The sequence below is a fragment of the Leptothrix ochracea genome (genome assembly GCF_041083635.1).
Lineage (GTDB): Bacteria > Pseudomonadota > Gammaproteobacteria > Burkholderiales > Burkholderiaceae_C > Sphaerotilus > Sphaerotilus ochraceus.
The window spans coordinates 1-25,422 of record NZ_JBFPHB010000042.1 but is presented as its reverse complement, the minus strand read 5'-3'; the positions used below and the strand labels follow the sequence as shown (position 1 = coordinate 25,422).

At 63.1% G+C, this 25,422-nt stretch carries 21 protein-coding genes and 3 pseudogenes; 12 read left to right on the top strand and 12 right to left on the bottom strand.

The window, feature by feature from the left end; translation table 11 throughout:
- Positions 1-200, top strand: a pseudogene (locus AB3X39_RS12815) (MFS transporter); the annotation flags it as partial.
- Position 201: 1 nt separating this feature from the next.
- Here the strand turns inward: AB3X39_RS12815 and AB3X39_RS12810 are convergent.
- Complete coding sequence (locus tag AB3X39_RS12810; protein ID WP_369417771.1) at positions 202-615, bottom strand: hypothetical protein; 414 nt, start codon at positions 613-615, stop codon at positions 202-204.
- Between the two features lie 90 nt (positions 616-705).
- Here AB3X39_RS12810 and AB3X39_RS12805 point away from each other — a divergent pair, with 90 nt between their 5' ends.
- Positions 706-1,080: a translation initiation factor Sui1 gene (locus tag AB3X39_RS12805; RefSeq protein WP_369417770.1), complete on the top strand. Its 375-nt coding sequence runs from the start codon at positions 706-708 to the stop codon at positions 1,078-1,080.
- Positions 1,081-1,114: 34 nt separating this feature from the next.
- Here AB3X39_RS12805 and AB3X39_RS12800 read toward each other — a convergent pair whose 3' ends face one another.
- The 4 genes from AB3X39_RS12800 to AB3X39_RS12785 form a co-directional block, all read right to left on the bottom strand.
- Positions 1,115-1,504, bottom strand: coding sequence for a hypothetical protein (locus AB3X39_RS12800; RefSeq protein ID WP_369417769.1), 390 nt, complete (start codon positions 1,502-1,504; stop codon positions 1,115-1,117).
- A gap of 8 nt (positions 1,505-1,512) precedes the next feature.
- Complete coding sequence (gene ccsB, locus AB3X39_RS12795; RefSeq protein ID WP_369417768.1) at positions 1,513-2,886, bottom strand: c-type cytochrome biogenesis protein CcsB; 1,374 nt, start codon at positions 2,884-2,886, stop codon at positions 1,513-1,515.
- Between the two features lie 3 nt (positions 2,887-2,889).
- Complete coding sequence (locus tag AB3X39_RS12790; RefSeq protein ID WP_369417767.1) at positions 2,890-5,028, bottom strand: cytochrome c biogenesis protein ResB; 2,139 nt, start codon at positions 5,026-5,028, stop codon at positions 2,890-2,892.
- A gap of 78 nt (positions 5,029-5,106) precedes the next feature.
- Positions 5,107-5,751: a c-type cytochrome gene (locus AB3X39_RS12785; protein WP_369417766.1), complete on the bottom strand. Its 645-nt coding sequence runs from the start codon at positions 5,749-5,751 to the stop codon at positions 5,107-5,109.
- Between the two features lie 74 nt (positions 5,752-5,825).
- Between AB3X39_RS12785 and yihA the strand changes: the two genes are divergently transcribed.
- Positions 5,826-6,572, top strand: a complete 747-nt coding sequence (yihA, locus tag AB3X39_RS12780; RefSeq protein ID WP_369417765.1) for a ribosome biogenesis GTP-binding protein YihA/YsxC — start codon at positions 5,826-5,828, stop codon at positions 6,570-6,572.
- Here yihA and AB3X39_RS12775 read toward each other — a convergent pair.
- The 3 genes from AB3X39_RS12775 to AB3X39_RS12765 form a co-directional block, all read right to left on the bottom strand.
- The gene (locus AB3X39_RS12775; RefSeq protein WP_369417764.1) at positions 6,546-8,915 is read right to left on the bottom strand and encodes a patatin-like phospholipase family protein; all 2,370 of its coding nucleotides are present in this window, start codon (positions 8,913-8,915) and stop codon (positions 6,546-6,548) included. The two genes, yihA and AB3X39_RS12775, sit on opposite strands and share 27 nt — an antisense overlap.
- 50 nt (positions 8,916-8,965) lie before the next feature.
- A complete protein-coding gene (locus AB3X39_RS12770) occupies positions 8,966-9,373 on the bottom strand; it encodes a TraR/DksA family transcriptional regulator (RefSeq protein WP_369417763.1) in 408 nt (135 codons plus the stop codon).
- A gap of 84 nt (positions 9,374-9,457) precedes the next feature.
- Positions 9,458-10,246, bottom strand: coding sequence for a MipA/OmpV family protein (locus AB3X39_RS12765; protein WP_369417762.1), 789 nt, complete (start codon positions 10,244-10,246; stop codon positions 9,458-9,460).
- A gap of 138 nt (positions 10,247-10,384) precedes the next feature.
- On the opposite strand from AB3X39_RS12765, the pseudogene AB3X39_RS12760 reads away from it, so the two are divergent.
- The 5 genes and pseudogenes from AB3X39_RS12760 to AB3X39_RS12740 all read left to right on the top strand — a co-directional run.
- Positions 10,385-10,561: pseudogene (locus tag AB3X39_RS12760) on the top strand (winged helix-turn-helix domain-containing protein); the annotation flags it as partial.
- A 153-nt stretch (positions 10,562-10,714) separates the two neighbouring features.
- Entirely contained in the window at positions 10,715-11,209 is a 495-nt protein-coding gene (locus tag AB3X39_RS12755) for an arsenate reductase ArsC (protein WP_369417772.1), read from the top strand.
- A gap of 2 nt (positions 11,210-11,211) precedes the next feature.
- Entirely contained in the window at positions 11,212-11,712 is a 501-nt protein-coding gene (locus tag AB3X39_RS12750; protein ID WP_369417761.1) for an arsenate reductase ArsC, read from the top strand.
- A gap of 13 nt (positions 11,713-11,725) precedes the next feature.
- On the top strand, positions 11,726-12,760 hold the full coding sequence (arsB, locus tag AB3X39_RS12745) for an ACR3 family arsenite efflux transporter (protein ID WP_369417760.1): 1,035 nt from the start codon (positions 11,726-11,728) through the stop codon (positions 12,758-12,760).
- Positions 12,757-14,034, top strand: a complete 1,278-nt coding sequence (locus AB3X39_RS12740) for a hypothetical protein (protein WP_369417759.1) — start codon at positions 12,757-12,759, stop codon at positions 14,032-14,034. The genes arsB and AB3X39_RS12740 overlap by 4 nt, the downstream gene beginning before the upstream one ends.
- Here AB3X39_RS12740 and AB3X39_RS12735 read toward each other — a convergent pair.
- Both AB3X39_RS12735 and AB3X39_RS12730 read right to left on the bottom strand, forming a co-directional pair.
- Positions 14,031-15,545, bottom strand: coding sequence for a Fic family protein (locus tag AB3X39_RS12735; RefSeq protein WP_369417758.1), 1,515 nt, complete (start codon positions 15,543-15,545; stop codon positions 14,031-14,033). The genes AB3X39_RS12740 and AB3X39_RS12735 overlap by 4 nt on opposite strands.
- A 57-nt stretch (positions 15,546-15,602) precedes the next feature.
- Entirely contained in the window at positions 15,603-16,226 is a 624-nt protein-coding gene (locus AB3X39_RS12730) for a Crp/Fnr family transcriptional regulator (RefSeq protein ID WP_369417757.1), read from the bottom strand.
- Between the two features lie 47 nt (positions 16,227-16,273).
- Here AB3X39_RS12730 and AB3X39_RS12725 point away from each other — a divergent pair, with 47 nt between their 5' ends.
- Positions 16,274-16,720, top strand: a complete 447-nt coding sequence (locus AB3X39_RS12725) for a hypothetical protein (RefSeq protein ID WP_369417756.1) — start codon at positions 16,274-16,276, stop codon at positions 16,718-16,720.
- 15 nt (positions 16,721-16,735) lie between these two features.
- Here AB3X39_RS12725 and AB3X39_RS12720 read toward each other — a convergent pair whose 3' ends face one another.
- Positions 16,736-17,863 (bottom strand): outer membrane protein assembly factor BamB family protein, encoded by a 1,128-nt coding sequence (locus AB3X39_RS12720; RefSeq protein ID WP_369417755.1) that lies wholly within the window; start codon positions 17,861-17,863, stop codon positions 16,736-16,738.
- Positions 17,864-18,077: 214 nt separating this feature from the next.
- Here AB3X39_RS12720 and AB3X39_RS12715 point away from each other — a divergent pair, with 214 nt between their 5' ends.
- From AB3X39_RS12715 to AB3X39_RS12705, 3 genes are all read left to right on the top strand, one after another.
- Positions 18,078-18,914 (top strand): hypothetical protein, encoded by an 837-nt coding sequence (locus AB3X39_RS12715; RefSeq protein WP_369417754.1) that lies wholly within the window; start codon positions 18,078-18,080, stop codon positions 18,912-18,914.
- A gap of 23 nt (positions 18,915-18,937) precedes the next feature.
- Positions 18,938-24,679 carry an excinuclease ABC subunit UvrA gene (uvrA, locus tag AB3X39_RS12710; RefSeq protein ID WP_369417753.1) on the top strand — a complete coding sequence of 1,914 codons (5,742 nt, stop codon included), beginning with the start codon at positions 18,938-18,940 and terminating at the stop codon, positions 24,677-24,679.
- 118 nt (positions 24,680-24,797) lie between these two features.
- Positions 24,798-25,151 (top strand): rhodanese-like domain-containing protein, encoded by a 354-nt coding sequence (locus tag AB3X39_RS12705; protein WP_369417752.1) that lies wholly within the window; start codon positions 24,798-24,800, stop codon positions 25,149-25,151.
- 71 nt (positions 25,152-25,222) lie between these two features.
- Here the strand turns inward: AB3X39_RS12705 and AB3X39_RS12700 are convergent.
- A pseudogene (locus tag AB3X39_RS12700) lies at positions 25,223-25,422 on the bottom strand (hypothetical protein); the annotation flags it as partial.

The following is a 25,422-nucleotide window of genomic DNA, read 5'->3' as shown; positions in this document are numbered from 1 at the left end:
AATACGCGCTGCTCTCAGCGTTTGCCTCGGTGGGCCGCGTGTGGGTGGGGCCGATGGCCGGCGTTTTGGCCGAATCCATCGGCTGGCCAGCGTTCTTTTTGCTCTCCACCGCCGCCGCCTTACCGGCGTTGGCGCTGCTGATTTGGCTCAAACCAGCGGTGCGTTTGCTGGAGGGGCAGCGCGACCGGCCCGTAGCCTGATTTACTTACCCTTGACCAAGCTCAGCATCTTGCCAGCCGAGTCAAACAACGCCGACACGTTGTTCACCGCCGGGCTTTGAGCGGCGGCGTTGGTCAAAGCAGTCGTGGCAGCAGAGGTTGCTGCGGTAGTGGCCGCCGTGGTCGCAGCGGTCTTGGCCGCAGCCACGCTGGTGGGCAACTTCCACTGCAGCAACTGGTTGCCATCCGGCTGGGTGGTCTGCGACGCAGCCGGGCCCAAGAGCTTGATCGCGTCCGCAATGGTGCTCAGACCCGGCTTCAACTGATCCAACTGCGCTGGGTCCACCATGCTGACCACAGATGCGGCGGTGGACAAAGCGTTGCTGCCGCAAGCCGTAAGCGCTGCAACAGCAGCACCAGCGATGACCCACGGGGCCAAGATGCGTTTGAATGACATGGGATGTCCTTGAAAAAAGGGATTGATCGATGGAAAGCGCGTGATCGTAGCGGATGACTCCCCGCGCCCCGCACCGCACAATCACGTCCCATGAAAAATGCCAAATTCAGCGGCGGTGGGCTGGTCTATTCCACCGAGAGCGGGCGCATGTGCCCGGTGTGTCGGCAGCCGGTGGCGCAGTGCAGTTGCAAAGCGCAGGCGGCTGCCGCAGCGGCGAAGCCCTCCGACGGCGTGGTGCGGGTCTCGCGCGAGACCAAAGGCCGGGCGGGCAAAGGGGTGACGGTGATCAAAGGCGTGCCGCTGGATGCGCTGGCCTTGGCGCAATTGGCCAAGACGCTCAAGGTGGCCTGCGGCAGCGGTGGCACCGTCAAGGACGGCGTGATCGAGATCCAAGGCGACCACGCTGAACTGCTGGTCGAGCGCCTCAAAACCCATGGCTGGGTGGTGAAGCGAGCTGGGGGCTGATCCAAGCGGTGTCTGAGCAACCCTTAGCGCTGCACTATCCCGGTGGCATCAACACCATGCCGCTCAGCAAAAGGGCCAAGAAGATGGCACTACCGAACCACCACAAGAAAATGTTACGGACCGTGTGATTTTCCAGCCACTCGACACGGGTGATCTGATCAAGCGGCACCCGTATTTCACCGTCATCGGCTGAAGCCATCGAACGCCCGACCAAGGCATCGGACTCGACGGCCAGAACCTGAAGTTTGATTTTTGCTGGTTCGGGCTGCGTGGTGGTGCTCAGCAGCACCACGCTACCGGGACGCAAGGCACCCTCATTGCGCCATCCAGAGACCTCCGTCACGGTGGTGGCGGTTGAGCAAGCGCCAAGACTGCAACATAAAACACCGCACAAACATCGAGTCAGGACGGCAGATCTTGGCATGGTGAACCTCAAAGCTGCCCGTAAGAGTGCAGGCCCGAGAGGAACATGTTGACGCCGAGGAAGGCAAAGGTCGTGACCAGCAGGCCGACCAGCGCCCACCAAGCGGCCATGGCGCCGCGCAGGCCCTTCATGAGACGCATGTGCAGCCAAGCGGCGTAGTTCAACCAGACGATCAGCGCCCAAGTTTCCTTCGGGTCCCAGCTCCAGTAACCGCCCCAGGCTTCGGCAGCCCAGAAGGCGCCAAGGATGGTGGCGATGGTGAAGAAGGCGAAACCGACGGCAATCGACTTGTACATCACGTCGTCCAGCACTTCGACGCTGGGTGTGCGCTCGTTCAGGGTGCCGCGCACCGCGATGGCGAAGGCAAAAAAGACCATGCAACCGGCCACCATGCGCGCGCCCTTGAGCACCGACTGCGTCGTCTCGGGGCTCAAGCCCACGGCCCAGAACAAGCCCATCAGCGCCAAGACGCCAGCGGGCACCGCCACCAGACTGATCCAGAGCGTGCGCGCCGGGGTGGTCTTGAGCAAGTAGGCAAAAGAGACCATCGCCGCCAGCGAGAAGGTGCCGTAACCGACGAAATTGGCCGGCACGTGGATCTTCATCCACCAGCTTTGCAGGGCGGGCACCAAGGGCTGGATCTCATGGGCGTCGCGCGCCAAGGTGTACCAAATCAGGAAACCCACGGCGCTGCTGGCCACCAACATCACGAAAGCACCCAGCGAGCGGATGCCCTCGCGCCCGGCGTAGCGCTGCTCGTAATAGAGCAAGAAGACCGTGGTGATCCAGATGAAGAGCACGAAGACTTCGTAGAGGTTGCTGACCGGGATGTGGCCGATGTCAGGGCCAATTTGATGGCTCTCGAACCAGCGCACCATGGTGCCCAGCAGCGCCATGAAAACCGCGCCCCACGCCAGTTGCGAGCCAAAGCGCTGCAAGGCGTTGGAGGCCTTGCCCGCAAAAAAGCCCGCCCAGTAGGCCAAGGTGCTCATGAACACCAGCATGCCCATCCACAGGATGGCGCTTTGGCTGGAGAGCAGGTACTTCAAGAAAAAGCGCTTCTCGGCGGCCGACAAGTCCGCCCCAAAGTTGTCGGTGGTTTGGAGGTACATGGCGATGGCCGTGAGCGTCGCCGCCCCCACGCCCAGCACCAACGGCCGCAAGGGCCCCCAGAACCAGCCTAAAGCGATCAGCGCCGGCACCGCCGCCAGCAAGATGCCGATTTCATAGCTGTTCATCGAGCCGTGATAGCTCTGGAAGGCATAGCCCGCACCGGCCAGCAGGATCAGGGCATAGGCCCAGTCGAACGGCGAGCGCCGACTGAAGACACTGCTGGAAGAAGCCCCCCCGAGGGGACGCGAAGCAAGGGTAGAGGTGGTCATGAATCAATCCTGCGGGGTGGGGTTCAGCAAAACCTGCTTCAAGGTTTCAAAGTCACGATCGGTATCCAAGGAGGCACGGTTCACCGAATACGCCAAGTGAAGGTAACTGCCGCCTTCCCGGGGCTCGATCCAGACCCAGAGGCGCCGCTCACGGATGTACAGCATCGCCAACACCCCCAGTGCAAGCAACACCGCGCCCAAGTACACCAGCTTTTTGCCCGGCGTGCGGGTGACTTGGAAGACGCTGGCCTGCACTTGATCAAAGCCTTCGAGCGTGAAGAGCAACGGGGCCGGATAGGCAAAAGAATCGGACAGGGTCATCGCGGCCGGAAGCATGAAGTCTTGCGTCTTCTGGCTCATTTCCAGCGGTGGCTCGCCCTCTTTTTCACGCGCTTGATTGAGCAACTCGAAGAAGGCGCTGTTCAGAATACGCACCATCACCTCAGCAGCACGGTCACGATCGGCCGGCTGAACATGGGCCTCGATGAAGCTTTGCAGCGCATGCATCCCCGCTGTGGGCTCGGCACCCGGGGTCGGCAGTTCGGCCCCGGCAAAGAGATTCATCGACCGCAAAGCCGATTGGCGCAGCGGCTCGATCATCTCGCCACGATCTTTGGGCGCAACGCGACGCGCATAACGCAAAGCGGCTTGCTCGCGCTGGGTGGCATCGCTCAAACCAGCCTTCAGACGCAACCAGTCCCCCAAGCTGTCTTTGCCATCCACGGGCGGACGCAGATAGCGAAAGGGCTGATCGGGCGACTCACGCACGCCCAGCAGGAAGACGCGCTGACCATCGACCACGCTGGGCTGCATGAAGTTGTTGAATTCCCGCGCCTGGCCCGCCTTGTCACGCAGTTTGTAGCTGATGGACGGGCCGATGTTTTGCATCGACTTCACGCCCGTGGTGCGGGCCCCTGAGCCCAAATGCTGCGACACGCTATCGCCCAGATCCACCTTGCGCACGTCGGTGCCTGCACCTTGGTTGGGCGCCATGTTTTCGACGTTGATCACCCGCAAGCCGGTGAACTCCAACTGCATGCCCCCTTCCGCGCCAACCTGCGCTGGACTGAGTGCCACACTGGCCCCGATATCACCCTTGACGTTGAACGGCGCACCGGGCCGCCCCATGGGATGAGCCCGCAAAGTGATGTGCGAGCCACCGTCTTCAAAGCTTGACTGGAAGATCGTCACGCCGTCATGTTCAAGCGGCTCGTTGACCTTGATGCGCGCCGCTGTGGTCTTGCCGTCAGCATCGTGGATCACCACGTCGCTGGCAAAGAGCTTGGGCATGCCGGTTTCGTAGTAATCGACGATGAACTTCTTCAACTCGATCTGGAAGGGCAACGGCTGCAACACCACGCCCTCCGACAGGGTGATCAAGGCGACGTTTTCCGTGCCACCTTCAGGCACAAACAAATTGCCTCGGAAGGTCGGGTTGGTGTCGCTCAGGCGATGTTTGGCCGGCACGTCATGGACTTGGCCATCACCCACATACGCGGACTTGCCTTGCACCAGCATCTGCAAATGCACGATCAAGTCGCCATCGAGCAAACCACCCATGCACACCAGCACGATGGCCGAATGCGCGGCGATGTAACCAAGCCGATTGGCCACGCCCTGCTTGGCGGCCACCATCACGCCGTGCTCACGCTCCTGCACACGCGCTTTCCAACCGCGCGCACCCAGCACAGCCGCCAAACGATCCAGCGCCGCATCCTTGCCCAAAGCCCACTCACCTTCGGCTTTGTGATGGAACGCTTTGAGCGAGCTCTCACGCAAGTGCTCTTTGTAGTTCTTCAGATCGTTGACGATCTTGGGCACGTTGCGCCACAAGCACAAGCTGGTGGACGTGACCAGAAAAGCCAAGATGAGCAAAAACCAGCTGCTGCTGTAGACGCTGAACAGCCCCAGACGCTCAAACACCGAGGCCCAAAACGGACCGAATTCGTTGACGTAGTTGATCGCAGGTTGGTTCTGCTGCACCACCGTACCGATCACCGAGGTGATGCAGATCAGCGTCAACAGGGCGATGGCAAAGCGCATCGACGAGAGCAACTCGACCCCGTGATGCCAGCGCGTGGTGGGCGCAGGACGAGTGGGAGCAACAAGGGCCGAAGAATCAACGACAGGATCAGATGACATGGGGGGCGATTATCTGAATGCGACAAAGGCCGGACAAATGCCGGCCTTTGAGTGAGGGGTCAGGAAGGCGCTTGGGACTTATTGCAATCCGGCCACGTAATCGGCCAAAGCTTGGATTTCGCGGTCATTGAGCTTGGCAGCCACCCCGGTCATCGGGATGCTGTTTTTGCGTGAACCGTCGCGGAATGCCTTGAGCTGCGCTTCGGTGTACTCAGCGTGCTGCCCCGCCAAACGCGGGTACTGGGCCGGAATGCCAGCACCGTTCGGGCTGTGGCAGCCGGCACAAGCAGGGATCTTGCGATCGTTGATACCGCCGCGATAAATCTTTTCGCCCAAGGCCACCATCTCGGCGCTGCGCGCCGCACCCGGCTCAGCCTTTTTGCTGGCGTAGAAGTTCGCCATGGTGCGCGCGTCCTCATCCGACAGCATGGCCGCCATGCCCGCCATGATGGGGTTGTCGCGCTTGTTCGACTTGAATTCGGTCAGCTGCTTGTAGAGGTAATCCGGATGCTGACCTTGGAGGATCGGAAAGGTCGGTGCACCTCGGGTGCCGTCAAAAGCATGGCAAGCCCCGCACACTTGGGTCGCGGTCTCCTGACCCTTCGCCATCGGCGCCGACGCAGCGGCCGGTGCGGCGGCAGAAGCGGGTTCCGCACTGATGGCTGGCGTCACCGCCACAACAGCCACGACAAGAGCAAGGAGCGACTTCAGGGTCAGATTCATGATGCACGTACGCCGGATAGGCGAGATGAAGAAAAGAAAATGCTTATACCCCGGTAATTTTACAATGCCGCCCGATGAGTACACCCTTGGCTTCACCTGCACAGCGCTCCCCTGACCGGCAAGCGCTGGCATGGGCCCATACCGCCCGCTTTCTGACCACCGCAAGCCGGCTTGATCAGCTCCCTGACCACGGACTGCCAGAGATCGCTTTTGTCGGCCGCTCCAACGCTGGCAAATCGACCGCCATCAATACGCTGGCCCAACAGCGCCAGCTGGCCTACGCGTCCAAAAAACCTGGACGCACCCAGCACATCAACCTTTTCACGCTGGGCCCGCTGGAACCCGGCGTGATCACACCGGGGCTGCCACCCGCCGTTTGGGCCGATTTACCCGGCTACGGCTACGCAGCGGTGGAGCGCACCGCCAAGTTGCGCTGGCAGCAAGTGATGGCCGACTACCTCGGTCAGCGTCCCGGTCTGACCGGCATCGTGCAGATGGTCGATTCGCGCCATGGCTTCACGCCGCTGGATTTGCAGCTGCTTGATTTTGTGAACGAGCGCGTCAACTCCGGTCAAGTGCGCCTGTTGGTGCTGCTGACCAAAGCCGACAAGCTCAATCGCAAAGAGTCGAGCCAATCGTTGATGCAAGCGCAAAAGGTGCTGGGCGACTGGGCCACGGACGAAGCGGACGTGAGCGTGGCGCTGTTCTCGGCGCTGAAGCGCCAAGGGCTTGATGACGCGGCGTCCACCATGCGCAGCTGGTGCCCAGAAGCTCAACCGGCGGATCTGGCGGATTCAGGGTCGGCCGAGTTGCAGGAATAAACCGCTGCTGCCCTTCGGGGCCCACATCAGGCCGAAATAAAGCGGACCGACGCCTGTGTCGGCCCCGAGGAAGAAACTGGTGCCCATGCGCCACTGGTCGAAGGGGGGCAAACCGATGCTGAGATCGCGCCAAGCATTGCCAAACTCCAAGCTGCCCCCCGCAAAGAAGCCCCGCGTCAGCACCGGTTCCTGATTGAGGCGCGCGTAGTACGACATCCGCGCCAAAGCCACTTGGCGACCGCTGAGTTGCTCGGTGTTGTAGCCCGACAGACGCTGAAAGCCGCCCAGCGTGTAAGGCGCCAAACCTTCCAACCAATGCTGCTTGGCCACGTTGAGCAACAACGAAGTGTCCAAGGTGTGTCGCCCAGACGTCATCACCGTGGTGGCATCGAGCTCAAACCGCTGAAAGTGCTCTTGCCCCTCCGTCAACACCAAGGTCGGCACTTCCCGCTGACCTTGAAGCCACGTGGCTTTGACGCGGTAGCCTCGGGTCGGAAAGCTCGGGTGATCCAACTGATCCATGATCAAACCGAAACGCAACGCCGATTCGGTCATGCGCAAGCCGCCTTGCATCGTGGCGAGCAAGGCTGTGGCGGTGAATGATTCAGGGGTGATCTGCAACACATCGCGCTGCACGCCCAAGCGCATCTCCCCCAAGCTCCCCCATGTCTGGCCCACATCCAACCCCAGCCGGACCATGTCGTTGGCGTTGCGCTCCAGCATGGTCACGTCCTGAGCGGTCGCTTTGGGGGCGATCAGCGGATAAATCATCGTCCGGCGTCGTTCCCCTTCGGTGCGGGCCGCGATGAACCACGTCCCACTCTCTGGTTCCATGCCCCCCAAGGGCTGATACCACTCCGAAAGCCAGCGCGGCACCGAGCCGATCTGCAAACGATTACGCCACTCACCACCCCACTGATTGCCCCAATGCCGGTTGTGACTGAGCTTGATGTTGAAGTCCCCTTGACCGGCAAAATCGCTCGACAAGGCCAACCCCATCCGAAAGTAATTCGGCCCCCACGGTTTTTCTTCCAAGTTAAAAACCAGCCCGGTGCCACTGGGAAGATCCTCCAGTTGGTAGTCGGCATGCAGATAGTCATCGGTGGCCGCCAAGCGCTGACTGTCACGCTCGGCCAAACGGGCATCGAAGGGCTGTCCAAGTTGGCTTTCCATCTGGGACAGGTGACGCTCTGGATGGGTGGCATGGGTGCCATGAAACCGGATATTCGCGATCGGCGGCGGTGTCGGCGCGGCGCTTGACAGGGCGTTTTGCCGAGTCCGCCAGACACTTGTTGGCAGGGCCAAGGCCTGAAGCTGCGTTTTGAGCTCCTCCGTACTGGTTTCCCCAGCGAAGATCAGCTCCTTGACTTGACTGAAATCTCCCGAACTGAAGCGACTGCTGCCGCGCAAAGGTTCGATCAAGATGTCGCGCCGCAGGGTCAATCCGTTCAGCGAGCGCTGCACGTTCTGCTCCGTCAGGATGTTGAGCATCTGCGCCGTCAGACCGAGCGCGGAGCCCAGCGCATCACGCTTGGCCAGCGGTGTGCCGATGTTGACGGCAATCACCACCTCCGCCCCCATGGCACGCACCACATCCACCGGGACGTTATCGACCAACCCACCATCGCCCAGGATGCGGCCTTTGACCTCCGTGGGCGGAAAAACCCCTGGCACCGACATGCTGGCGCGCAACGCTGTGGCCAGATCACCTTCCCGAAACACCACCGCCTGACCGGTTTCCATGTCGGTGGCCACAGCCCGGAAGGGGATGGGCAAGACATCAAAGTTGAGCAATTGCCGCACCGGCAGGGTGTAGCGCCGCAGCAGCCACTCCAGCCCGCGACTGGAGATGGAGCCCAGCGGCAACATGGGGGCGCCCGTCACAGGATGGAGCCCCACTTCAATGGCGGGCGAAATGTCGAAATCTTCTTCCTTGCGCCGGATACTGAGCAACTCACGCGGCACACGGTTGGCAAAAAGCTCGCCCCAGTCCATCCCTTGCAGCGCTCGCTCCAGCGCCTCGGCCGACATGCCACTGGCGTAAAGGCCGCCGATCACGGCCCCCATGGAGGTCCCAGCAATCACATCGATCGGAATGTGCTCACGCTCCAGCACCTTGAGCACCCCGATGTGGGCCAAACCACGAGCCCCGCCGCCCGACAGGGCCAGCCCGACCCGAGGCCGCTTGCGCACACTGCCTTGAAACGGATACACCACCGTGGCCAACGTCGGAGCCATCGCATCGGCCACCACCACGCCTTGGGCCTGCACGCCAGACACCCCCAAACCGAGGCTCAAACTGAGCCAAGCGAGGGCGAAAGTCACCGTCAAAAAAGTGCGCATGCCGCGATTGTCAGGGCACGGCGCGATGCGTCCCTGAGCCGGCTCTGAACTCAGAGCCGTGGATGCACCACCACCCCTTGGCGTGCTTCCAGCATCGTCTCGCAGGCCGTGCAACGCAGGGCTTGGGGCTGCGCCAACAAACGCGCAGGAGCGATCGCATCGCCGCACTCACCGCAGACACCAAAATCGGGCCCATCCAGACGACTCAACGCCGCATTGATCTCGGCCAACGACACATGTTCCCGATCACTCATGGCCAGATCGACCTCACGGTCGGCGTCATGGGCCCACCCCTCTTGGGCGGCCTCGGCCAGCACCGTGGTGGCATGCTGAACCCGACTCTCACCCTGTTCATGCAAAGCCAGCTCGGCCTCCAAAGCACCGCGACGGGCCAGCAACACCTCACGCAACTCAGCACGCAAGGCCGCCGACAAGGACACCTTCAAAACGCTACTCACGACGAACTCCTCAAATCGTTGCAGCCCATCGTGGCACCAGTCCGATGCGGCCGAATTGACAGGGGTCAAGAGAGTCAAGAGCGCCTAGCGCCAGCGATAACTCAGCATCACGGTACCCGACAAGGCCGTGGCGTGCTCAACGAGGGGACTGTTTTGCACCGTGGCACCGGGATGGATGCCCATCAAGCGCCAAGTGACGTTCAAACGGGCATCGGGTGCCCAAAAGCCCACCAATCCCATCCGGGTCTCCGTCTGCCCCGCGCCCGGTTCGTACGGGAAATAGACACTGTGCGACGCCTGATCGGCGGTGACGCCGTAGTACGACTGGTTGTACGACGCATTGGCCCACTGGCCCTCGGTCATCAGGGCCAGCCCCACATCGCCGCGTGGTGAGAGGTAAAGACCCATCCGGGCCCCAGCATCAGCGGCAAAACCGGTACCGCCTTCGCCCACGTCGTAACGCACCCCTGAGAAGAACTTCAACCAAGGCGTGGCGGCCCAATTGGCAAACAGGGCCGGATTCAGACTGGGCCGAACCGACCCTAACCCCGCCAGAACCTCGTTTTGGTTGGCGGATCGACCCAGATCGATGATGAGTCGGGCACCGTACTCCGAATCCCCTTCGGCCACGTTGTAGCCCAAGCCATAACTGACACTGGCGAACCAGCCGTTGGCCCACTGCGCATCAAAGCTCGGTACCCAGACGAACGAACGCTCTGTGGTTCCCGGATAGATCGGTGTCGAAGCAGCAATGAAGCCCATCGAGAAACGGTCTGTCTGCGGCCGAGGGCCTAACTGATACAAAGGCGACATCGACTGAGCCTGCGCCCCCGTTGCTGCCACCACCAAGCTCATCCATAGCAGGCGCTTCATCACCGATCTCCTCAGACCACAACACTGTGGCTTGTTACGGGCCGATTGTGACGGCCGAGACATCTCCCTGAATCACCCATCTAAGGGTTAGGTTATCCAACTTTTGCACAACTCTTATATTTCAACAATAATAGAATTATGGAAGAAAAAGATGTCATTCAGGCCCTCGGAGCCCTCGCTCAGGGGATACGGCTGCAAGTATTCCGCGCCCTTGTGGTGGCGGGCCCACAAGGCCTGACCCCCGGGGCGCTGAGTGAGGCCTTGGGCGTGGCTCCGAACACCCTCTCCTTCCATCTCAAAGAGTTGCTGCACGCCAACCTGATCAGCCAAGAACGCGACGGCCGCTTCCTGATCTACCGCGCTGCGTTTGACCAGATGAACGCACTCATCACCTATCTGACCGCGCACTGCTGCGAAGGTCCGGTTTGCCAGCGTTCCTCACGCTCCGATCCTCACAACCTCACGACCATGCATTCAACCCCTCGCAACGTTTTATTCATCTGCACGGGCAACTCGGCACGCTCCATCCTTGCTGAAGCTCTGCTGCGGCATTTGGGCGGTGAGCGCTTCATCGCTTACTCGGCCGGCAGCCAGCCGGTTGGGGCCGTTCACCCGATGGCGCTGAACATCCTGAGAGAGTTGCATCTGCCCACTGAAGGCCTGCGTAGCAAGTCTTGGCATGAGTTCACCCAAGCCGAGGCTCCGGTGATCGACTTCATCTTCACCGTCTGCGACAGCGCAGCGGGCGAAACCTGCCCGATCTGGCCGGGTCAACCCATCAGCGCCCATTGGGGTGTGGCTGATCCAGCGGCTGTCACGGGGGATGAACACCTGCGCCATCGCGCCTTTCTCGACACCGCCCTGACCCTCAAGCGCCGCATCGAGTTGATGCTGGCCCTGCCGCTGCACAAGCTCGATGCCTTGGCCCTGACCCACGAACTTCACAACATTGGCCAGTCCTGAACATGAGCACCCACGTCCTGATCCTCTGCACCCACAACTCGGCGCGCAGCGTGCTGTCTGAAGGGATGCTCAACCACCTGGCCACCCGGCTTGGGCGGGATGTGAAAGCGCACAGCGCCGGCAGCGCCCCAAGCGGGCGGATCAACCCTTACGCGATTCAGGCGCTCAACGCTGCGGGCATCGACACTTCGAGCTATCGCAGCAAGAGCTGGGACGAGTTCACCACGCCCGACGCGCCACCGCTGACCATCGTCATCACGGTGTGCGACTCGGCCGCCGCCGAAAGCTGTCCGGTCTTCTTTGGTGGTGAGAACCAGCAGCCCGTCAAGGTGCATTGGGGCTACCCCGATCCGTCCAACGCCCCGGAAGCCGACAAGCCGCGCGCCTTCGAGCTGACCCGCCAAGCCATCGGGTACAAGTTGCTGCAACTGCTGGCGCTGCCGCTGGAGACGATGGCCCGGGCCGAGCTTGAAGCCGCCCTCCTCGCCATCGGCCGCAGCTAAAGGACGCCACGCCATGAACGTCTTCGAGCGCTACCTCACGGTCTGGGTGTTTCTGTGCATTGTCGCCGGCATCGCCCTCGGTCAAACCCTGCCCGGCCCGGTACACGCCATCGGCGCGATGGAAGTGGCCAAGGTCAATCTGCCCGTCGGTCTCTTGATCTGGGTGATGGTCATCCCGATGCTGCTGAAAGTCGATTTCGGTGCGTTGCATCAGGTGAAAGAGCACTGGCGCGGCATCGGGGTGACGCTGTTCGTCAACTGGGCCGTCAAACCCTTTTCGATGGCGCTGCTGGGCTGGCTGTTTGTGCGCCATCTGTTTGCACCTTGGCTGCCCGCTGAGCAGCAGGGCAGCTACATCGCCGGCCTGATCCTGCTGGCCGCCGCACCCTGCACCGCCATGGTGTTCGTCTGGAGCCGGCTCACCGGCGGGCACCCGCTGTTCACGCTCAGCCAAGTCGCCCTCAACGACACCATCATGGTGTTTGCCTTTGCACCGATCGTGGCGCTGCTGCTCGGGCTGTCTTCCATCAGCGTGCCGTGGGCCACGCTGCTGATATCGGTGGTGCTCTACATCGTCATCCCGGTCGCCATTGCTCAAGTCTGGCGCAAGGTACTGCTGGCGCGTGGGCAGGCGACTCTGGACGCTGCGCTGGAGCGCATCGGCCCTTGGTCGATCAGCGCCCTGCTGCTGACCTTGGTGCTGCTGTTCGCTTTCCAAGGCGAGGCGATCTTGAAGCAGCCACTGGTGATCGCCCTGCTGGCCGTGCCGATCCTGATCCAAGTGATCTTCAACGCCGCCTTGGCCTACGGGCTGAATCGCAAGGTGGGTGAAGCGCACAACGTCGCTTGCCCCTCGGCACTGATCGGAGCCAGCAACTTCTTCGAGCTGGCCGTGGCCGCCGCCATCAGCCTGTTCGGCTTCGAATCCGGTGCCGCGCTGGCCACCGTGGTCGGGGTGCTGATCGAAGTGCCGGTGATGCTGCTGGTGGTCAAGGTCGTGAATCAGAGCAAGGGCTGGTACGAGGCCGGGCATGATGCGGGACCATGATCGAACGACACAACCGCGACTGCGTTTGCTTGAGCCTTGACGCCAAGGCGCTGCGCAAAGCCTTGGCCTTGGCGCTTGGGGCTGAACATCAGCATCTGTTTTCGGCCCATCCGGTCTTTGTCTCGGCGGCGCACCGCGCCCGCATGGCCGAGGTGGTGCAGGCCGTGGGGACGGTGGTCCGCCGGCCCAGCTACCGAGAAGACGTGCTGTCCCGGCTGCCTGAAGCCCTCCGGTGCGCACCGGCCAGCCTGCAAGCCCCACGCGGGGTCTTTCTGGGCTACGACTTCCATCTGGCCGGCGACACCTTGGGGCTGATTGAAATCAACACCAACGCTGGCGGGGCGATGCTCAACGCCGTGCTGGCGCGGGCACAGCGCGCTTGCTGCGCCGACATGGAAGCCTTGGTGCCCACCTTGGAGCAGGTCAACGCCTTTGAAGACGCGATGGTGGCGATGTTCCAGCGGGAATGGGCCTTGGCGCGGCACGGCCGACAAGCACAACCCCAGCGCCCCCTGCGCCACATCGCCATCGTGGACGACACGCCCCAAGATCAGTACCTCTACCCCGAGTTCTTGCTTTTCCAGCAGCTCTTTGAGCGCCACGGTCTGCGTGCCGTGATCGCCGACCCGGCCGAGCTGCGCTGGCAAGGCGGCCGGCTTTGGTACGACATCCATCACAAACCCACCCCGATCGATCTGGTCTACAACCGCTTGACCGATTTCCCCTTGAGCGAACCGGCCCACGCAGCGCTGCGTGAGGCTTGGCTGAGCGAAACGGTGGTGCTGAGTCCCAACCCCATCCACCACGCGCTTTACGCCGACAAGCGCAACCTCACCCGTCTGAGCAACCCCCATTGCCTCGACATGCTGGGCGTCGATGAACGCACCCGCGCCGTGCTGCTCCAAGGTATACCCACCACCACCTTTGTGACCCCCGGTAACAGCGCTGAGCTGTGGCAACAACGGCGACAACTGTTCTTCAAGCCGGCGCACGGTTTTGGCAGCCGCGCGGCGTATCGAGGCGACAAGCTCACCCGCCGCGTGTGGGACCAGATCCAAGCCAGCGGCGACTACGTCGCCCAAGCCTTGGTGACCCCGGGCGAGCGCATCGTGCCCACCGCCGAAGAAGCCACCCGCCCGCTCAAGTTCGACCTGCGCAACTACGTCTACGACGACCACGTGCAGTGGCTCACCGCCCGGCTCTACCAAGGCCAAACCACCAACTTCCGCACCCCCGGTGGCGGCTTTGCGCCGGTGTATAGCCCGGGGATCTAATCGGGTACGTCGGCACCCGTCAGTTGCCGACGTACCGTCTCTTCAATGGCGTCGAAGGCAGCTTGGGGAACGATGTCAGCAAACTGTTTGCGCCGGTTCTTCGACACGATGCCTTGGTTTTGAAACGCCCCCAAGAGCAACGTGGCCAGCGCATTGGAGCGGATATCAAAGCGCAGCTCCATCGCTCTCAGAGCTGCGTCATACATCGCTAGAAAACGGGTCTCGTCACGCAAGTCCTTTTGCAGGGCTTGTTCGGCCATGGTCAGCAGAAACTCAACGCAGGGTGTGGCGTCCCAATAGCGGTAAAGCGCGTCATCGCCGAGCCACTCAAAGTCGTAGCGACCTTCGTCGATCCAGAGCACTTTCCAAAGCGCCCTCAACGGCGTCGAGAAACTCTGAAGCGCTTGCAAATAGGCCGTCTCGTTGCGCTTCATCGCCATTGAAATCGGCAAAACAAACCCTTTGGGCATGCAGCCGGATCGACCCAACACGTGGTGAATCAAAAACCTTGAAAGACGACCGTTGCCATCCATGAAGGGATGAATGAAGACAAAACCAAACGAAACCAGTGCGGCAAGCACCAAGGGATCAAGCACCTTGCCGGTTTGAGAATCGTTGGCCAAGGACATCACCTCCTGCATCAAATCGAACGCAAAATCGGGCGGTGGTGGGACATACGTCACCCCAGCAACGCCCCGCGCTGGGCCGCGCAGCCAGTTCTGTTCAGTACGAAATTGCTGGGCATGCTCCAGCGGATTGGTGATCGCCGAGTTCTGCAAAGCGACAAGGTAGTCCTCATCCAGTAATCGGGCCTCACCCGCTTGACGCAACAAGGCCGCAAAAGCAGTGGCCTTGTCGGCATCCAGCGTGTCACGCTCAATCGCAAAAGAGCTCTCGGTTTCGCCCAAATAAGCCCAAGCCAGCGCCCTATCCAGTAAAACGGGGCCGATCTCGCTGGCAAACGCCGTAGCTTGCCCGAGCAGATCCTTGGCCAACATCGCCTCTATAGCTGCCGTGCGACGAACCACTGGCGCATAACGCAGATGGCCTAGGCCATTGAATGAAACCCGCCAACGCATGTCTCTTCGAGACGGGCCAGTGACATACAGGGCAGGATCGAACAAATCGACGTAATTACCTTGGGGTTCTGCCCCCTCTAACCTATCGCCTCGGAATGCTTCCCACAGAAAACCCGCCTTGCGGATGAACTGACCCGTCGGTCTGGCCCGCAGCTCATCGAGCACTCTTTGCGCAGGGACGTGTCGCAGGGCGTGATTCAGCACCAGCAAATCGGTACCTTCGTGCTTGAGTGCAAACAACACATGCATCAACACGTCATCGCCGTCCGGAGCCACCGAAGACGGCACGCCCAGCACGCTATCACTCACCGCCACCACACGAGCCACAGGCTGCACCATCGCTGGACGCAAAACCGGCGGAATGGGCAAGCTCAGATGCTCCCGAAGAAACGCATAGCCCACCATTCGCACGGAATTTTGATGTTTGCCCATGTTTTTTAATGATTTAAGCCTTTACGGTCGGAATTTTATGGCCGAGCACCGGCCGAATCACCCCAGATAAAACGTCTCCGACTCGATGCGCAGCCGCCCGGTTTCGCGCAGGCGGCGCAGGGTGCGGTAGAGCGTTTCGGGGCTCAGGCCCAACTCGGCGGCCCACGCGTTGCGCGGCTGGCTGAGGCGCAACGCACCCGAGCGACCCTCGCAAGCCACGTAGTGCAGCACGCGCTCGGCCGCGCTGTGCAACATCAAACGCTCGGTCTGAGCACGCAGGCGGCGCACTTCCTGCGCCAGCACGCCGCGCCAAGCCGTCTGAAAGTTCGGATCCTCGGCCAGCGCCTGCCGAAACGCCGCCATCGGCCAACGCAACCAGCGGCTAGCGCGCGCCGCCACCATCACGTGGCAGTGGTAGGCCGGCATGTCTAGGCTGGCCTCGGCGACAAAACCGCGCACCACGCGCTGCACGATCAGCTCATGGCCGTCGCGGTCGTGACGCACCAGTCGCAGCTCGCCCCGCAAGACGCAAAAGATCGACTGCGGCACCGACCCTTGATGCGCCAAAACACCCGCTGAGCCGCACTCCAAGCGCGCCAAGGCCCGCAAGCCTTCCGGCAAAGCCTTGAGCGCAGGCACAAGATCGGACCACGCGGTCTCATCCAAAGAGTTTGCAAACATGACTCGGATCATAGGGGGATGGGTATATCCCGCCCCATCATCCCGCCATGAAACGGCACCACATCCTCCTCGCGACCAGCCTCAGCTTGGTCACCCTGACCCTCTGCGCCGCAGAACCCGCCACCGACGGCCGCATCGCGGTGCATTTCCCGGCCGAACTGCGCACCGAGACACTGCGCAACATGCGCGATCACCTGCTGGCGCTGCAACAGATGCAAGACGCCTTGGCACGCAGCGACTTTGAGCGCGTGCGCGACATCGCTGAAAACCGCCTGGGCATGTCTTCGATGAAAGCCCACGGCGCGCACCACGTGGCCCAACACATGCCCGAAGGCATGCAAGCCATCGGTAGCGCCATGCACCGATCCGCCAGCCGCCTCGCCACCGAAGCGGCCAACGCCAGCGCCAGCGGCAACCCCCAACCCGTCCTCGCCGCCTTGGCCACCCTCACCCAACAATGCGTGGCCTGCCACACGGGGTATCGGTTGGAGTGACTCGGCGTCGAGCCCTCAAGGAATCTTCTTCGACACCGGTGCTGACACGCTCTTCCAGTCGCGGAACACGTCCAGATCGAAGCCGTCGGGGTAGTTCAGCAGGCCGGGGGTGTGGCCTTTTTTCTCGATCTCGCCGTATTGCCAGATGATTTTCTTGGTCTGGCGGTCGATGACGACCACGCGGTCGCGCAGGTCGTCGGCGACGATGATGTCGTGGGTGTCGGGCAGCTCACGCGCCAGCGAGGGCTTGGTCAGCATGGCGTCGCCCTTTTCGACGCGGTACTGCCAGCTGACCTTCTTGGTGGCCGGATCAAAGATCACCACTTGGCCGGGAGCCACAAAGTCAGCCACGATCACTTGGCCGTCTTCGGTCATGAAGGCGTCCGAGGGGTAATGCACGCCGGGGGCTTGGACGCTCCAGAGCACCTTGCCTTCGCGGGTGATGCGGCTGATCCAAGCGCCGGAAATCTCGCTCACCAAAATGTCGCCGTTGGCCAGCGGTGTCGCACCGTTGGGCCAGGCCAAGGTGTGCGGCGGGTTGTGCTCGCACTTGCCGGGCTTGCCCCACTCGGTGGCCACCGAGTCGGTTTTGGGGTCGATGATGCGCACCCGGCAGTTGCGGATGTCAGCGGTCAAGAATTTGCCGTCTTCAAGCAAATGGGCGTCGTCCGGGTAATTGAAGTGGTGGTCGTCCTTGCCGGATTCATCGGGCGTGCCGTAGGTCCAGATCAGCGTGCGGCTGTCGTAATCGACCATGTGCACGTCGTAGTTGTCTTCCTCGCTCACCGCCAGCGTCTTGCCGTCCATGCTGAAGTTCACGTCCTCGTTGCCCCGGTAGATCTTGAGATTCGGCGAGGGGAACTCCCACAAGATGCGCTTGTCGGGCGCGACTTCGATCAAGCGGTTGTTGCGCCGGTCGGCGATCACGATCGGATACGGCAACGGCTTGCCCCACGAGGCCACCGGCTTTTTGCGGTTGCCGGTGACCAAAGGTGGGCTGGGCAAGGTCACACCGCTGGAGACGATGCCCGCGCCTTGCATCTCCGGCGTGACCTTGACCGGCCCCGCCGTGACTGACGTGCTGCAAGCCGCTGCACCGCACAGCACGGCGGCCCAAACCAAGCCAAGAGAAGGTGTTTTCATGATCGCCGCACAGGCCTTGGGCCATGGAGTCAAAGAGGGCTTGATTTTGTCCAACCAAGCACACCCGCGACCCCGATCAGATCAACACCCGCTCAACAAGCTGCACCGGGTCGCGCCCCCATCGCGCGCCCATCGATACCCCCCTGAGTCCGGGGGCTGGTATCGTGCGGGCCTTCACAGCCGTTGAAACCCACGACTTTTGAGGCTTGGCCCCATGTTTGCTCTTTTGAATCCATCCGCATTGCACCTGCAACGCACCGTTGTGCTGGCGCTGCTCGGCCTGCTCGGCTTGGTCCTGCTCCTGCCGACCCCGGTCCGAGCCCAAGACGCCGATGAAAAGGCCCAGAACCTCGCCAACTGCTTGGCGCGCAAAGGCCCCGGCAAATGCAAGAAGCAGTGGCTCAACCCCGATGACGTCTGGCGCGTCGAAGACGTGGAGCGACGCGAAAACCAACGCATCTGCTTGACGGGCCGCACGCCGGAGAGCTGCGACCGGGCGCTGCTGTCGCTGAAGGAAATCCAGCAAACCATCATTGCCGAGCGCCGCGAGAACCTGAAGTCTTGCCTGATGGGTTTCAGCCGCGAACGACGCGCTTGCCGCAAGGACTGGCTGACCGAGGTCGATCTGAAGCGCGTTGAAGCCGCCGAACAAACCCGCACCCACTGCGCCAATGGCAAGGGCGGCAGCGAATGTGGTGCTTTGCTGTTGCCGCCCAAACCGCTCAAGCCGGCGCCAACAGCCACCGCGCCGCGCCCACCCAAAATGGCCAAAACTGCGGCGGTCCCGGCCTCGGCAGGCGCGGAGAGCGTGCCCACGGCACCCGCAGGTCCGGAAGATGAGTTCGCCACCTGCGAGGTCGATCAGTTTGTCGATGCGGTCTCCGCAGAAGGCCGGGTGGCCGAGTTGCAAGACGGCTCCATCTGGGTTGTGGCCCTCAAAGACGCCGACAAGATCTTGGCGTGGGTGCTCCCGGCGTACGTGGTGGCCTGCGAAGGTCGCCTGATCCACGGTGAAACCGGGGAAATCATCGCCGCCAAACAGCAACGCTGAACCACGCTGAACCTCGTCATCCCATGTCCGGCCTGATCCGTATCCGTGGCGCACGCCAGCACAACCTCAAAAACCTCGACCTGGACCTCCGCACCGGCGAGCTGACGGTGGTCACCGGCCCGAGTGGCTCGGGCAAGTCGAGTTTGGTGTTTGACACGCTCTACGCCGAAGGCCAGCGGCGCTACGTCGAGACCTTCTCGGCCTACGCCCGCCAGTTTTTGGACCGGATGGATCGACCGGCGGTCGATGCGGTCGAGGGCGTGCCGCCCGCCATTGCCATCGACCAGAGCAACCCGGTGCGCACCAGCCGCTCGACGGTCGGGACGATGACCGAGCTCAACGACCATCTGAAGCTGCTCTTTGCGCGCAAGGCGCAGCTCTTTGATGCCGACACCGCCCAAGCGGTGCGCGAGGATGACCCGGAGTCGATCTACGCCGACTTGCAAGCGCGCTGCGCCCAAGCCGGTGACCCGCGCTTGGTGCTGACCTTCCCGGTTGAGCTGCCGGCCGACACCTCGCCCGAACAAGTTGAGCAATGGCTGGCCGCCAGCGGCTACACCCGCATCCACGCTGAACGCACGGTGGCCACCCTCACCGGGCCGCGCAAGCTGCTCGACGTGGTGGCCGACCGTTTTCGGCTCGGCAACGCCGAAAAAATCCGCGTCATCGAAGCCCTGGAAGCCGCCCTGAAACACGGCGGCGGGCGGTGCCATGTGTATGCCGAAGACACCCTTTGGCGCTACAGCCAAGGCCTGCATTGCCCCGGTTCCGAGCGCCGCTACAGCGCGCCGCAACCGGCGATGTTCTCCTTCAACTCGGCCTATGGCGCTTGCGAGACGTGCCGGGGCTTTGGTCGGGTGGTGGGGGTGGATTTCGGGTTGGTGATTCCGGATGTGCGCAAAAGCCTGCGCAACGGCGCGATCAAACCGCTGCAAACCCCCGCGTGGGCCGAATGCCAAGACGATCTGCTGCGCTATGCGGGCGAAGCGGGCATCCCGCGCGACAACGCTTGGGCACAACTCACCCCGGCGCAACAAGCGTGGGTGATCGACGGTGCGCCCGACTGGCAGGGCGACTGGAAAAAACACTGGTACGGCATCCGGCGCTTTTTTGAGTATCTGGAGAGCAAGGCCTACAAGATGCACATCCGCGTGCTCTTGTCCAAGTACCGCAGCTACACGCCCTGCACCGTCTGCGCCGGCGCGCGGCTGAAGCTCGAACCGCTGCTCTGGCGTCTGGGCAGCAAGGCCCAAGCCGACGCGGTGCTGCCCGCCGCGCAACGCTTTTTGCCCCAAGGCACCGGCTGGAGCCGCGCCCAGCTCGAGGCCCTGCCGGGCCTTGGGCTGCACGACCTGATGCTGCTGCCCATCGAGCGCCTGCATCGCTTCTTCGCGGCCTCAGCATCCACCGCCGCCGCCGACCCACTCCACCGCCTTCAAGAGGAAATCCGCACCCGCCTGAAATACCTCGGCGATGTCGGCTTGGGCTACCTGACGCTGGACCGCCAAAGCCGCACCTTGAGCGGCGGCGAGGTGCAACGCATCAACCTGACCACCGCCTTGGGCACCTCGCTGGTGAACACGCTGTTTGTGCTGGACGAGCCCAGCATCGGCCTGCATCCGCGCGATATGCACCGCATCAACGGCGCGATGCTGCGCCTGCGCGACGCCGGCAACACCTTGGTGGTGGTGGAACACGACCCCGCCGTGATGCTGGCGGCCGACCGCATCATCGACCTCGGTCCCGGCCCCGGCACCCAAGGCGGACGCATCGTGTTTGACGGCACGCCCGAGGATCTCAAAGCGGCTGAAACGCTGACCGGCGCTTATTTGGGCGCGCGGCGCACCATCGGCTTGGGCTTGAGCCGCTTGGTACAAAACGGCACCCAGAGCGACACCCCGCGCCTGCGGCTTGAAGGGGTGCGCGAGCACAACTTGCAAAACATCGACGTCACCTTGCCGCTGCAACGGCTGGTCTGCATCACCGGCGTGAGCGGCTCGGGCAAATCGACCCTGATCCAAGACGTGCTCTACCCGGCCTTGGCGCGCCACTTCGGCCAAGCCACCGAGTCGCCCGGCTTGCACGACCGTTTGCTCGGCACCGAAGCTCTGAGCGCCGCCGTGATGGTCGATCAAAGCCCGATTGGCAAGACGGCGCGCTCCAATCCGGCCAGTTTTGTCGGCGCTTTTGACGCCATCCGCGAGCTGTTCGCCCACCTGCCCACCGCCCAGCAACGCGGCTACAGCGCCGGCATGTTCAGCTTCAACGCCGGCGACGGCCGCTGCCCGTCTTGCGGCGGCACCGGCTTTGAGCATGTCGAGATGCAGTTCTTGAGCGACGTTTACCTGCGCTGCCCCGACTGCGACGGCACGCGCTACCGCGCCGAAATCCGCGACATCACGCTGACGCGCTTGGGCAAGGCGCTCTCCATCGCCGACGTGCTGGAGCTGACCGTGGCCGACGCTGTGCGGCTCTTTGGTCAAGACCGGGAGGTGGTGCGCACCTTGCAGCCGCTGGTCGATGTCGGCTTGGACTACGTCAAGCTCGGCCAGCCGGTGCCCACGCTCTCGGGCGGCGAGGCGCAGCGCCTCAAGCTGGCCAGTTTTCTGACGGAGGCCGCCGTCAAACCCCCAGCCCGGGTCGGCAAGGCCAAGGCGGCGCTGCCCAAGAAAGGCACGCTCTTTTTGTTCGACGAGCCGACCACCGGGCTGCACTTTGACGACATCGCCAAGCTGATGCGCAGCTTTGCCAAGCTGCTCGAAGCGGGCCACAGCCTGCTGGTGATCGAACACAACCTCGACGTCATCCGCGCCGCCGACTGGATCGTCGATCTCGGCCCCGAAGGCGGCGACGCCGGCGGCCTGCTGGTGACGGAGGGCACGCCCGACGATCTGCGCGCGCACCCCACCTCCCACACCGGGCAGGCGCTGCGGGAGTACGAGGGGAGTTTGGGGGTGAAAGAAGCACCGAATGCCCTGCAACGAGCCCTCTCCCCGGCCCTCTCCCCCAAGGGGCGAGGGAGTGAAAACCTCGGCGCCATCCAAATCATCAACGCCCGCGAGCACAACCTCCAAGGCATTGACGTCAACATCCCGCGCGGCAAGTTCACGGTGATCACGGGGGTGTCGGGCTCGGGCAAATCGACCTTGGCTTTTGACATCTTGTTCAACGAGGGCCAGCGGCGCTATTTGGAGAGCTTGAACGCCTACGCACGCTCCATCGTGCAGCCGGCCGGTCGGCCCGAGGTGGATGCGGTTTGGGGCATTCCGCCCACCGTCGCCATCGAGCAGCGCTTGTCACGCGGCGGACGCAAAAGCACGGTGGCCACCGCGACCGAGGTCTGGCATTTTCTGCGCCTGCTCTACGTCAAGCTGGGCACGCAGTACTGCCCCGCGTGCAGCGACTTCCACGCCCCGCCCGAAGCGTGGCTGGCGGTGCGACCGCAGACGCCCGAGTCGATCGCCGCGCAGCTGCTGCGCGAGCATCGCGGTCAGCACATCGGCTTGCTGGCCCCGCTGGTGGTGAACCGCAAAGGCCTCTACACCGATCTGGCCAAGTGGGCCAAAGGCAAGGGCTACGCCCAGCTGCGCGTCGATGGCGACTTTGTGGCCACCGACGCTTGGCCCAAGCTGGATCGCTACAAGGAACACACCGTCGAGCTGCCGGTGGCGGAGCTGCTGATCGACGTGGCCCACGAAGCCGCGCTGCGCGCCGCACTGGCCGAGACGCTGGAGCACGGCCAAGGCGTGCTGCATCTGCTCACGCCGCTCAAGTCGGCGCAGAGCGCCAAAGCGGTGGCCGAGTCGGTGGCGGCGGGCTTCATGTCGAAAGCCTTTCGCAGCAAAGCCACGGTGTTCTCCATCAAACGCGCTTGCCCCGCGTGTGGCACCAGCTACCCCGAGCTCGACCCGCGCATGTTCTCGTACAACAGCAAACACGGCTGGTGCCCGGACTGCGTGGGCACCGGCTTGGCGCTGAGCCGCGAACAGCGCAAGGTGCTGGACGACAGCGTGCGCGACGACGCCGACAAGGGCCGGGAGAAGAGTTTTGCCGAGCCGGAGGTTGAGGCCTTGAGCGATGCGCCGTGCCCAAGCTGCGCCGGCACGCGCCTCAACCCCATCGCTCGGGCCGTGCGTTGGCGCGCCAGCTCGGCCCCCGAGGTGGCGGCGTTGTCGGTTCAAGAGGCCGCGCGCTGGTTGAGTCGGCAAAAGCTTGACGGCCGCGAAGCGGCGATTGCGCGCGACGTGGTGAGCGAGATCAAAAGCCGCCTGAGCTTTTTGAGCGATGTCGGCTTGGGGTACCTGACGCTCGACCGTGCGGCACCCACGCTCTCAGGCGGCGAAGCACAGCGCATCCGTCTGGCCGCGCAGCTTGGCAGCGCCTTGCAAGGGGTCTGCTACGTGCTTGACGAGCCCACCATCGGCCTGCACCCGCGTGACAACCAGATCTTGCTCGACGCCCTGCACACATTAGGCGCAGCAGGCAACACCCTGGTGGTGGTCGAGCACGACGAAGACACCATCCGCCGTGCCGATCACATCATCGACATCGGCCCCGGTGCCGGTCGGCGCGGCGGCCGCATCATGGCCGAGGGCACGGCGCTGGAGCTGATGCGCCACCCGGATTCGATCACCGGCCGCTTCCTGAACGCACCGCTCAAGCACCCCTTGCAGCCACGCCGCCCCGTCACGCCCAGCACGCCCAAGCTGGTGGTCGGTGGTGCGTCGCTGCACAACTTGCAGCAGGTGGACGCCGAAGTACCGCTGGGTCGGCTGGTGGCTGTCACCGGCGTGTCGGGCTCGGGCAAGAGCACCTTGGCGCGCGATGTGCTCTTGAGCAACGTCGCCAGCCATGTCAGCCGCAAGAGCGAGATCCTGCGCGCCATCGGCCAAGGCGGCGTGCCGCACGCCCTGCTTGCCCTGCACGGCTGCACCAAGCTGGAAGGCTGGAGCGCCTTGGACCGCGTGCTCGAAGTCGATCAAACCCCCATCGGCAAGACGCCGCGCTCTTGCCCGGCGACCTACATCGGTTTCTGGGACCCGATCCGCAAACTCTTTGCCGAGACGCTCGAAGCCAAGGCGCGCGGTTATGCCGCTGGGCGCTTCAGCTTCAACACGGGCGAAGGCCGCTGCTCGGGCTGCGAAGGCCAAGGCATGCGCACCATCGAGATGTCCTTCCTGCCCGACGTCAAAGTCGGCTGCGAGCTTTGCCACGGCGCGCGCTTCAACCCCGAAACCTTGGCGGTGCGCTGGCGCGGCAAAAGCATCGGCGAGGTCTTGCAGATGGACGTCGATGAGGCGGTCGAGTTCTTCGCCGCCATGCCCGCCATCGCCCATCCGCTCAAGCTTTTGCAAGACGTGGGCCTGGGCTATCTGACGCTCGGTCAGCCCTCACCGACGCTCTCAGGCGGCGAAGCGCAACGCATCAAGCTCGTCACCGAACTGAGCAAAGTGCGCGACGACGTGACGCGCCGGGGCCAGAAAGCACCGCACACGCTCTACGTGCTCGATGAACCCACCGTGGGCCTGCACATGGCCGACGTTGAAAAGCTCATCCGCGTGCTGCACCGCTTGGTCGATGGCGGTCACAGCGTGGTGGTGATCGAACACGATCTCGACGTCATCGCCGAAGCCGACTGGATCATCGACCTCGGCCCCGACGGCGGCTCCGGCGGCGGCCGCGTGGTCGTGGCCGGCCCCCCCGAAGCCGTGGTCCAAAAGAAAAGCCCCACAGGGGTGGCGCTGAAGGCAGTGCTGGGGCGCTGAGCCCAAAGCAGATCGGACATCGTCCACGGAACCCGCCAGGGTTACGCGCCCTCGACAGGCACCTGATCTGGATACGGTGTAGGGTACCTACTCTTTCAACCTTGAACGGACCGTTTCCATGAACTACACCTCCAAGTTTCAGCAGCTCGCCGACCGCGCCCGCGCCCAAGTCGAGGAAGTCCAGCCCGATCAGGTCGATGCCCTGATGGCCGCAGGGGCCGTGGCTTTGGATATCCGTGACAAGGAAGAGCACGACATCGATCACATCGCCGGCTCGCTGCACCTCAGTCGCGGCAAGCTGGAGATGAACGTCGAGGGCCTGATCCCCGACCTACAGACTCCCATTCTGTGCTACTGCAACGCCATCAATCGCGGCGCCCTGTCGGCGGCCAGCCTGAAGGCGATGGGCTACAGCCAAGCCCGGTTCATCACCGGCGGCTTGAAAGCCTACCGGGCACTGCCGCGCGGCTGATGCCGCAGCCGGGTGTAGGTCACTCTGTTGGTGTGAACCACCAGGACGTGGCGGTCACAGCGTGGTGGTGATCAAACACCACCGTCCACGTCTTTGTGGACCTTGGCAAAAGTCAGGATCACTTCGTGAATGAGCTTGCGCTGTGGTGCCGGCAGCTGCAAAAACGCATCGACCGTTTCACGCTCCTGATAGCTCAGCTTTTCTTCCCAACGCTGGCGGTGCTCCTGCACCGACAACGCCACCCGCTCACCAAAGCGCAGCACCTGCGGCT